General features: G+C 42.3%; 6 protein-coding genes. 5 read left to right on the top strand and 1 reads right to left on the bottom strand.

Translation table 11 applies throughout. The features are described from left to right. Positions 1 to 64: 64 nt before the first annotated feature. Positions 65 to 1,591, top strand: coding sequence for an aldehyde dehydrogenase family protein (locus tag C0V77_RS21940; RefSeq protein WP_101728548.1), 1,527 nt, complete (start codon positions 65 to 67; stop codon positions 1,589 to 1,591). Positions 1,592 to 1,870: 279 nt separating this feature from the next. Beyond that, complete coding sequence (locus C0V77_RS21945; RefSeq protein ID WP_101728543.1) at positions 1,871 to 3,934, top strand: LruC domain-containing protein; 2,064 nt, start codon at positions 1,871 to 1,873, stop codon at positions 3,932 to 3,934. Between the two features lie 42 nt (positions 3,935 to 3,976). On the opposite strand, the gene C0V77_RS21950 is transcribed toward C0V77_RS21945, so the two are convergent. Continuing rightward, complete coding sequence (locus tag C0V77_RS21950; protein WP_101728544.1) at positions 3,977 to 5,293, bottom strand: hypothetical protein; 1,317 nt, start codon at positions 5,291 to 5,293, stop codon at positions 3,977 to 3,979. Between the two features lie 294 nt (positions 5,294 to 5,587). On the opposite strand from C0V77_RS21950, the gene rimP reads away from it, so the two are divergent. The 3 genes from rimP (at position 5,588) to infB (ending at position 10,760) form a co-directional block, all read left to right on the top strand. Further along, a complete protein-coding gene (rimP, locus tag C0V77_RS21955) occupies positions 5,588 to 6,064 on the top strand; it encodes a ribosome maturation factor RimP (protein WP_101728545.1) in 477 nt (158 codons plus the stop codon). A 93-nt stretch (positions 6,065 to 6,157) separates the two neighbouring features. After that, positions 6,158 to 7,402, top strand: coding sequence for a transcription termination factor NusA (gene nusA, locus C0V77_RS21960; RefSeq protein WP_101728546.1), 1,245 nt, complete (start codon positions 6,158 to 6,160; stop codon positions 7,400 to 7,402). A 115-nt stretch (positions 7,403 to 7,517) separates the two neighbouring features. Next, a complete protein-coding gene (gene infB / locus C0V77_RS21965; RefSeq protein WP_101728547.1) occupies positions 7,518 to 10,760 on the top strand; it encodes a translation initiation factor IF-2 in 3,243 nt (1,080 codons plus the stop codon). Positions 10,761 to 10,917: the final 157 nt, after the last annotated feature.

Genomic DNA, 10,917 nt, shown 5'->3' on the forward strand with positions numbered 1-10,917 from the left:
GGCCAATATTATTAAAATAAGCAATTTGTATATTTGCCGGCTAACTCAACAAACAAAACCTGAAATGAAAAAAGTCTTAAAAGCACTGGGTATAAAATCTATAAATGAAGGCGTAAGCACCGGTGTTGCATCGTGGGCCGGAGCCGGAAAGGTTCTCAGCTCGTTCTCACCAGTTGAAGGTGCCCTAATAGGTAAGGTTCGTCAGGCAACACATGCCGATTACGAAAAAGTAATGATAAAGGCAGGAGAAGCCTTCAGTATCTGGCGGAATGTCCCGGCTCCGAAAAGAGGAGAAATAGTAAGACAGATGGGAGATGCACTGCGTGCAAATAAAGATAATCTGGGCAGGCTGGTAAGCTATGAAATGGGCAAAAGTTTGCAGGAAGGCTGGGGAGAAGTGCAGGAAATGATAGATATCTGTGATTTTGCAGTAGGGTTATCCAGACAATTGTATGGGCTAAGTATGCATTCTGAACGCCTGCAACACCGCATGTATGAGCAATGGCATCCGCTGGGGGTGGTTGGTATTATTTCGGCCTTTAATTTTCCGGTAGCGGTATGGTCATGGAATGCAATGCTGGCATGGGTTTGCGGCGACGTATGCGTATGGAAACCCTCTGAAAAAACACCGCTTTCGGCCATTGCCTGTCAGAATATCATTCGTGATGTATTGAAGAATAATGATATTCCTGAGGGTGTTTCGTGCCTTATGATAGGTGATAGAAAAGTAGGAGAGTGGCTGTCTTCCGATACCCGGATTCCGTTGGTGTCAGCCACAGGGTCTACCCTGATGGGCAAGGCAGTGGGTAGCGCAGTGGCCAATCGACTGGGCAGGAGTTTGTTAGAACTAGGTGGCAATAACGCCATAATAGTAACCGAAAATGCCGATTTGAAACTGGTTATTCCGGCAGTTGTTTTTGGCGCTGTTGGCACAGCAGGCCAAAGATGCACTACCACCAGACGACTGATTTTGCACGAAAGTGTTTACGAAGAAGTAAAAAATAGTCTTGTAAAGGCCTATTCACAACTTCGGATAGGTAATCCGCTCGACATCAAAAATCACGTTGGCCCTTTAATTGACACAGGTGCGGTAAAAAACTATTTGTCTGCCATAGAAACCGCGCTTGAAGAGGGTGGCAAATTACTTACCGACAGCGGGATTTTAACAGGGGCAGGCTATGAGTCTGGCTGTTATGTGAAGCCCGTTATTATTGAGGTTGAAGAGCAAACGACTATGGTATGCCACGAAACGTTTGCTCCTATTTTATATGTAATGAAATACAGAACCATTGAACAGGCAATTGAGATCCAGAACGCCGTACCTCAGGGTCTTTCTTCTGCAATTTTCACATTAAATGTGAGAGAGGCTGAGCGCTTTTTATCTGCCAATGGGTCAGACTGCGGAATCGCCAACGTAAATATTGGTACTTCCGGTGCCGAGATTGGCGGGGCTTTTGGTGGCGAAAAAGAAACCGGAGGTGGCCGGGAGAGTGGCTCTGATGCCTGGAAAAACTATATGCGCAGGCAAACAAACACTATCAATTATGGTACTCTTTTACCCTTGGCACAGGGTATAAGGTTTGATATTTGAATTGACCGTAAAATAAAATCAAGGCTTGTTTTGGTACCGTTAAATAATTTTAATTGTATAATTGCTTTCTTTTATTGTCTTATTTATTGTTTCGGGAGTGTTTTTTTTGCCAGAAAACGCGTTTTCTGGCATTTTTTCGTCGGTTGAAAATAGTCGTTATACCCTTTTTTTCTTCCAATTATCGAAAAACCTTCCGGAGCTTTCAATTGATGATGAAAATTTGTGTCAACCAGTATGCAATAAACTACCGAGACACAAATATCATTAATTGTTAAAGCAATGAAAAGAAGCCTTAGTTTCCTGACCATCGTTATCTCAGTGTTACTGAGTTCCTGTATGCCTAAGTTCGGAGAGGATACCCCAACTCCTACCACAGCTGCCGATAATTCAACAGCCGCCATTGATAAACTGAATATCCCTGCAGGTTTTGAATTTAACACCACAGCAGATGTTAAGTTTGAGATTGGTACTTTTGATAACAACGACGGCCCAATCAGAGGAATAGTTGTATCAGTTTACAGTTCTCCTGAAAACGAACTTCTTTTCAAAGGTATTACTGGTACTAACGGGTTACTGACCATGACCCAGAAAATACCAACTTATGTTAAAAAGGTTTCATTGCAATTGAGTTTCATCGGTTTGCCTTCTGAAATTGTTACTGAAGTTAAGAATAATACGGTTAATGTTACATTTGGTGGTAAAAACCCTAAAACTTACGGTAGTATTGACCAAACCAATCAGGTGCCTTTTTTTGGCGCCAGAGTAAGCGCACAGGATTACCCGCCCTACGACTACCTGGGTACCTGGAACAACGTTGGTGTACCTAACTACCTTGACCCTCAAAAAGACATTGTAACTTCTGAGTTTCTTAAAACTGTCAATCAGACCTTGCCAGAAAGTAAATCTTATGCGGCCAAGCATCCTGAAAACCTGGTAGTAAGTAACAGAAACTACTTGTATGTAAAAGAACTGGCAGATGTCTGGATTACTTTTGTACACGAAGGTGCAAGTTACCTGAATGCACTGGGTTATTATACTTTTGACCCTAATAACCCGCCAACAAAAATTAAAGATATCAGCAAGATTAATATCATTTTTCCGAATGTTTCGTATGCCGGAAGCGGCGGTGGACTTGCTTTGGGCGACAGGGTAAAAATCGGCAGATTCCCAGGTGGTACTGCCATTGGTTTTGTGCTTTTGGCCAATGCTTTTGACGCCAACACTAAAACTGTAGGTAAGGGTTTGAATGCAATTTATGGCCATGATGATTTTAATGTTGAATCTGACCCATTAAAAAGACGCCACTTTATTGTCTTGAACGACCCTGCCACCAATCGTTTTATTCTTTCTTTTGAAGATAGAAACCGTGAACAAAACAGTGATGAAGACTTCAACGATGCTATTTTCTATGCGATGTCGAATCCGGTTAAAGCATTTGATGCCAACGGTATCCCGCTTGTTGATAATGTTTCAGATAAAGACGGAGACGGCGTTAATGATTATGACGACGAGTATCCGGAAGATGCAACCAAAGCAATTAACAATTATACGCCAACCAAAAATACCTATAGTACGCTGGCTTATGAAGATTTATGGCCTTACAAGGGCGATTATGACATGAACGACCTTGTGGTTAACTATCAATTCAAAGAGGTATTAAATGGCAGAAATCAGGTGGTTGAAATGGGCCTTAAAGCTTATGTAAAAGCCATAGGGGCAACATTTGCCTGCGGCTGGGGATTCCAGATGCCTATTGCGCCGTCTGCGGTTAAGTCTGTAACGGGTCATTCGCTTAAAGATGGGGTAATCTCTCTTGCCGCAAATGGCCTAGAAGCCGGCCAGTCTTTAGCAACGGTAATAGCATTTGATAATTCATTTAAACAAATGAAGTCTGCCAGTGGCTTTGCCAATACGCTTCCCGGAAGCGCTTACATAGAGCCTACCGATACTTTAAGAATGAATATAGTTTTTAATGCGCCGGTCGAAAAAAGTACACTAGGCTCGGCACCTTATAATGCCTTTATTTTCAAAACATCAGAAAGAGGAAAAGAAATTCACCTGATTAATCAGGCGCCTACAAGCAAGGCAAATCCGGCATTGCTGGGTACGGGTAATGACAAATCGTCGACAAGTGCAGGCAAATATTATAAAACTGCCAATGGTATGCCTTGGGCGTTGAATATCTACTCTGAATTCAGATATCCATTCGAAACCAAGCCTATTACAGATGCCTACAATTTCTTCTCAACCTGGTCAGAAAGCGCAGGCGGTAATTATCCTGACTGGTATCTGAAAAAGGCCGGTTATACAAATGAAGACAAGATTTATAAACCGAATAGATAATTGACGATTAGATAAATAAAATGAGGCTGTTGAATTTCAGCCTCATTTTTTTGTATCAATTAAATCTGCAGGTCTAACCTGATTACTCAATAACCATCTGAACACTTCCCAACGTTTAGCCGGGTTATCGGCCGTGCCGCCTTTAGATTCAATATAGGTTTTAACAATATCTTGCCCATAGTTATAGTTAATTACGTAACTTCTATACTTATTAATAAAGGCTACATCTTTTTTAGACAAGTTTTCTTCTCTTAATCCGTACGTTTTCAGCCATTTGGTTTGCTCTGCCAGGTTAAAAGTACCGTCAACTATACCACGTGCTACTTCATTACGTGCATAGGCCAACCGCGATTTAAGCGCCAGCGCCTCCATATACAAATCGGTATTTTCAGTTTTAAGACCAGCCAGCGGTAATAGTACTTCTTTCAGAAACTTATTTTTTTCGCTACCCGGAAAAGCCACCTCTATACCATAATAGGCGCTGCCTTCAGCAATTAACGATTGCGGGCTAAACAACGGATACAAAGCAATTTCTACCTGATGTTTATTTTTATACAAGCTCTTTTCAAGCAGCATATTATATACGTGGTGCCCCGGATACCCCTCATGGCAGGCTAGGTCTATGGCGCGTTCTATAAAAATAGGCATATCTATACTTATCTGAATTTTGCTCTGGTAATTGCCCTGATACCAGTTATAGCCAGACCACGGTTTTCCGGTTACGTATTCAATCGTGAAATGCTCATTGGCAGGTAGCTCATAATGCGCCAGGGTGCGTTTGCGTGCCTCGGCAATGGCAGTTTTAAACACAGTATCTACTTTTGCTTTCGGAATAACAAACTGGCTGGCAAGTTTTTCAAAGCGGCTCGTAACACTGCCAGACCCCGGTAAAAGACTGTCTAGCCTGGCCAATAACTGCTGGTAATGGCTTTCAGGATACGAAGGCGCAACCACCCCAAACAAATCTTTCGATTCCTGATCAAAGCTCTGGTATTTCCCCGAGTAAATGTTAATTCTTCTTCCAAATGCTATCAGTTGGCTGTTCATCCATTTGGCCCGTTTGGCCAGGGTGTCATTTGTTACCGTTGAATTGAACTCAATTAATTGCCCGATAAGACCATTTACCTGACGCAAGAGGCTGTCTTTCGGAAAATTAGCTTTGGGTAGCCCGGTAGGTTTGAGCGAATCTGGTCCGTAATAGGCGTCAACAAAGTCGGCATCGTATTGTCCGATTGTAAGGCCGAGCCTTATGTACTTTTCGGCAAGTAGATTTAGTCTTTGAGCCGAATTATCAGTATCAGGATGGTCTTTGCAGGCTATTGTGCAAAGAATTAAGAAAAGCAGGAATAATTTTTTCATGAAATAAAAGATTTTTCAAGCGATTACAGGTGTAGTTAAACTATCAGTAAATGGGTGCAAAGAAATAAAAAAATAAATAATTAGTATAGTTATTCATAATGGCCGCAAGCATATTACTATAAAAAGTAATATTTTGAGAATATACAGGCCATATTTAAGAACCAAATTTGCAAAAAACGAAATATTTCTTTATCTTTGCGTTAGAATTGTGAAAAAGGAGGAGCGAAGCCCTCCTTTTTTCGTTGGTTACAAGTAAGAACTATTTTGGCTGAAGAAGGGCGAAGAATTGAATAAATGAGCACAGATTACAAACAGAAAATAGAGGAGCTTCTGCAACCGTTACTAGAAAACGATAAGTTTTTTGTGGTAGATATCAAGGTTTCTATGTCCAGAATCAATAGTAAAGTGACAGTTTTGCTAGATTCTGATGAGGGAATTATGATTGACCAATGCAGTGAAATAAGCCGTAAACTGGGCAAAGACCTGGACGAAATTATGCCAGATAAATATACCCTTGAGGTGTCGTCGCCGGGCATTGATTTCCCCTTAAAAAGTGAAAGGATGTACCTTAAAAACGTAGGCCGCACATTAAAAGTTGTTCTAAATGACGGAAAAGAAATGAAAGGTAAACTGGAGGGTCTTGCTAACCGGGAGATTACCATCATTGAAGATAAAAAGCGTACAGGCAAAGCTAAAAATGAACCTGTAGAACCAGTAATTATTTCATTAGATAATATCAAAGAAGCACAAGTAGTTATTTCCTTTAAATAAAAATAAAAAATTAAGAAATTTGATTTAATGAGTTTTGATGAATGAAGCGAATCATTCACTAAATCAACAAAATCGCTAACTCATGAACAGAATATGCACAGCGGAGAGTTAATTGCATCGTTTTCAGAATTTGCCCGTGAAAAAAACATTGACCGTCCAACCATGATTAAAGTTCTGGAGGATGTGTTCCGGACAATGATTCGTAAAAAATTCGGTACTGACCATAATTTTGATGTTATCATCAATGCCGACAGCGGCGACCTTGAAATGTGGCGGACACGTGAAATTGTGGATGACAACTCTGAAGATATCTGGGACCCTGACAAAATTATGTTGTCTGAAGCCCGCAAGATTCAGCCCGACTTTGAAATTGGTGAAGAAGTAGCTGATGAAGTAAAACTGGAAGATTTCGGGCGTCGCGTTGTACAAACTGCACGCCAGACATTAATTCAGAAAATTAAGGACCTTGAGAAAGAAATGCTTTATGCCAAATATAAAGATTTGGTTGGTGAGCTGATAATAGTTGAAGTTTATCAGATTCTTGGCAAAGAACTTGTTTGTTTAGATGCTGAAAGTAATGAACTGGTATTGCCGAAATCGGAGCAGATTCCGAAAGACCGCCCAAGAAAAGGAACCAGTATTAAGGCAGTTGTTCATAAAGTAGAAATGAATAACGGAACGCCCCGCATTACTTTGTCGCGAACGTCTCCGGTTTTCCTTGAGCGTTTATTTGAGCAGGAGATTCCTGAAATTCTTGATGGCCTTATATCAGTACGCAAAATTGTTCGCGAGCCGGGTGAAAGAGCTAAAGTGGCTGTGGAATCTTATGATGACCGCATTGACCCCGTAGGTGCCTGTGTAGGTATGAAGGGTTCTCGTATCCACACAATTGTGCGTGAACTCGAAAATGAGAATATTGATGTTATTCAATGGACTGACAATCTGAATCTTTTGATTTCAAGAGCGCTTAGCCCGGCTAAAATCAGCAGTATTCAGGTAGATAATGAAAAGAAAAGAGTTGCTGTTTATCTGAAACCAGACCAGGTTTCCTTAGCCATCGGTAAAGGTGGTATGAATATTAAACTGGCAGGTAAACTTGTGAATATGGAGCTTGATGTATTCCGTGACCTTGAAGGAGAGGAAGAGGAAGAAGACGTTGACCTGTCTGAGTTCTCTGACGAAATTGAGGAGTGGATTCTTGATGAGTTCCGTAAGATTGGTCTCGACACAGCGAAATCAGTTCTGGCGCTTTCAAAAGAGGATATCGCCCGTCGTACCGAGCTTGAAGAAGAAACAATTGCCGAAGTATTTGAAATTTTGAGTAGAGAATTTGAATAAGACTAAGGAACAGCAGACCATTAAATGGTGTTATCTGATTGGTATAGGTCTTTAAAATTCTTTCTTAGATAAATCCGGCAACTCAAAATAACTCAACAGATTTTAAATTTAATTTATGATAGAACAAAAAGAAATGCGAATAAGCCTTGCGGCCAAAAAACTTAACGTTGGTATTGCCACCATCGTAGAGAAACTGGCTAATAAGGGGCATCGTATTGATAACAATCCTAACGCCAAACTTAACTACGAGCAATTGAATATCTTGTCGAAAGAATTCAGTAATTCCTCTTTGCTTGAAGAAAGTGTGGCTGCAAAACCTGTGGAGGATTCTAAACCTGCATCAGGTAATACGGATATTCTTTATTTTAGAGACCAACCAAAAGGTGACGAGAAAAAAGCAGATAAAAGCCCTGAACCTGTTCCTGTTAAAGAGGTGGAAACGATTCGTGCAGAACAAAAACTGCAGGGGCCGGTAGTTTTAGGGAAAATTGACCTGGACAGAAAACCATCTGCACCAGTAACACCAGAACCTCAAAAGACTGAACCTGCTGCCGAAGAAAAACCCAAAGCAGAGGTAGTGCCTGTTGCAGAGTTTAAAGAGGTTGCCGAAAAGCCTGTTGCTGCACCACCAAAAGTAGATGATAAACCCGTGCAGGCGCCGGAAGCGAAGGAAGAATCGCCGAAGGTTGTTGAACTGCCAAAAGCAGAGGCCAGACCGGCCGAAGTAGCTAAAGAACCAACTCCTGCACCGCAAGATGTGCAGAACAAAGATAATCAGCCCAAAAGAGAATATCCTCAAGGCCGTAATAATCCTCAGGATAGAGATAACACTCATGGGCGTTCTAATCAGGATAGACCCGGTCTGGATAGACACGGTCAGGAACGACCTGCTCAGGAACGTTCTGGTCAGGACAGACCAGGAAACTGGAACCAAAACAGACCCGGTCAGGATAGACCCGGTCAGGAACGACCCGGTCAGGACAGACCCGGTCAGGACCGACAAGGCCAGGGTAACAGAGACCAGAACCGGGGGTCAAGACCTCAGCAGTCTGGCCAGGGCGGTTACCAACAAAACAGACCTGCCGCTGAACAAAGACCGCAACAAGGCCAGCCGCTTAACAAGAAGCCTGCTGCTGCTCCGGCGCCTAAGGAAGAGGAGGTTGAGCCAGAGTTAATTCAGGCAAGAGGAGAAAAACTTCAGGGGTTAAAAGTTTTAGGCAAAATTGAATTACCTGTTGAGAAAAAATCTACCCCGGGTTCGGCTGAAGACCGCGATGCCAAACGTAAACGTAAGCGTAAGCGCGTAAAGAGGGCAGAAAAAGTTGATAGTGCAGATTCTGCTGCCAGACCTAAAGTGCCGGGTGCTCCGGTTGCTGCTGGCGCTGCTGCAGCCAAAAAAGGTACCGACCCTAAGAAGAAAAAAGAACGCAGGGAAGAGGTGTCTCAAACCGAGGTAAAAGAGCAAATCAAGCAAACGATGGCTCGGATGCAAACCAAAGGCCCTGACTTTGGAGCAAAATACCGTAAGGATAAGCGCAAGATGCGTGCTGAACAGGAAGAGCAACGTATTGCACAAGAGCAAGAAGACAGCAACATCCTGAAAGTAACTGAATTTATTTCGGCGTCAGAGTTGGCTTCTATGATGGATGTGTCTGTTACTGAGGTTATTTCTGCAGCCATGAAGATGGGTATGTTTGTATCCATTAATCAACGTCTGGATGCAGAGGCTATACAAATGCTTGCCTTGGATTTTGACTTTGACGTTCAGTTTATTTCTGCCGAAGAAGAGGTACAGTCTGACGTAATCGATAAAGATGAAAATCTGGCAGATATAGACCCGAGAGCGCCGATTGTTACTATTATGGGTCATGTTGACCACGGTAAAACTTCGTTACTTGACTATATCCGTCGTGCACGTGTGGCAGCCGGTGAAGCCGGGGGTATTACCCAGCACATTGGTGCATATTCGGTAGAAATGAAAGACGGCCCGAACAAAGGTAAGAAGATTACTTTCCTTGATACGCCGGGTCACGAGGCCTTTACGGCCATGCGTGCCCGTGGTGCCAAAGTAACCGACGTTGTAATTGTGGTAGTAGCCGCTGACGACAGCGTGATGCCACAAACCCGAGAGGCTATTAACCACGCACAAAATGCAGGTGTACCTATTGTATTTGCTATCAATAAAATTGACAAGCCTGGTGCAAACCCTGCTAAAATCAGAGAAGACCTTGCCAAAGAGAATATTCTGGTTGAAAGCTGGGGTGGTAAGTATCAAGAGCAGGAGGTATCTGCCAAACAAGGAACAGGTATCAGCGACCTGCTTGATAAAGTATTACTTGAAGCAGAATTGCTTGAACTGAAAGCGAATCCGGAAAGATCAGCTATTGGTACAGTAATTGAGGCTTCGCTTGATAAAGGCCGTGGTTATGTAGCTACCATACTGGTACAGAACGGTAAACTTAAAGTGGGTGACATTATTCTGGCAGGCCAATATTTTGGCCGCGTAAGAGCAATGGTTGACGACCTGGGTGTTAAGATAAAAGAGGCCGGGCCATCAACTCCTGTGCAGATTTTAGGCTTACCGGGCGCGCCACAAGCCGGTGATAAGTTTAATGTGATGGAGTCTGAACGTGAGGCACGCGAAATTGCCAACAAGCGTGAGCAGATTATCCGTGAGCAAAGTTTGAGAGCAAGAAAACACATAACGCTTGAAGAGATTGGCCGTCGTAAAGCAATCGGTACATTCCATCAGTTGAACGTAATTGTAAAAGGTGACGTGGATGGTTCTGTAGAAGCCTTGTCAGACTCACTTTTGAAACTATCAACAGAAGAGGTACAGGTAAGTATTATTCATAAAGGGGTAGGTCAGATTTCTGAATCAGACGTAAACCTTGCTTCTACTGCCGATGCCATTATCATTGGTTTCCAGGTGCGTCCATCAAATAATGCCAGAAAAATAGCTGATCAGGAGGAAATAGAAATCAGACTTTATTCTATCATATATGATGCCATCAACGAAATTAAAGATGCAATGGAAGGCTTGCTTGCTCCTAAAGAAGAAGAAACCATTGTTGGTACCGTTGAGGTAAGAGAAACCTTCAAGATTAGTAAAGTTGGTACTATAGCCGGTTGTTATGTTACCGATGGTAGCATCAAACGGAACAATAAAGTACGGGTTATCCGCGAGGGTATTGTTATTCACGAAGGCGAAATATCGCAGTTGAAACGTTTCAAAGATGATGTGAACGAAGTGAAAACCAATTTTGAGTGTGGTTTGAGCGTGAAAGGCTTCAATGATATTGAGGTAGGAGATACCATCGAGAGTTTCGAAATTAAAGAGGTTAAACGTACACTCTAAAAGTTTGCGTATAAACCCAAAATAAAAACGAGGTAGTCTTTTCAGATTGCCTCGTTTCTTTTTAGGCCATCCTTGATAATTGCATCAAAAAGATGAGATGCTTAGGAAATCCAGTCTGTAAAAGATTGGATTTTCTATTTTCAGGTATCGTAGTCTT

It is taken from the genome of Emticicia sp. TH156 (assembly GCF_002855535.1).
Taxonomy (GTDB): Bacteria; Bacteroidota; Bacteroidia; order Cytophagales; family Spirosomataceae; genus Emticicia; species Emticicia fluvialis.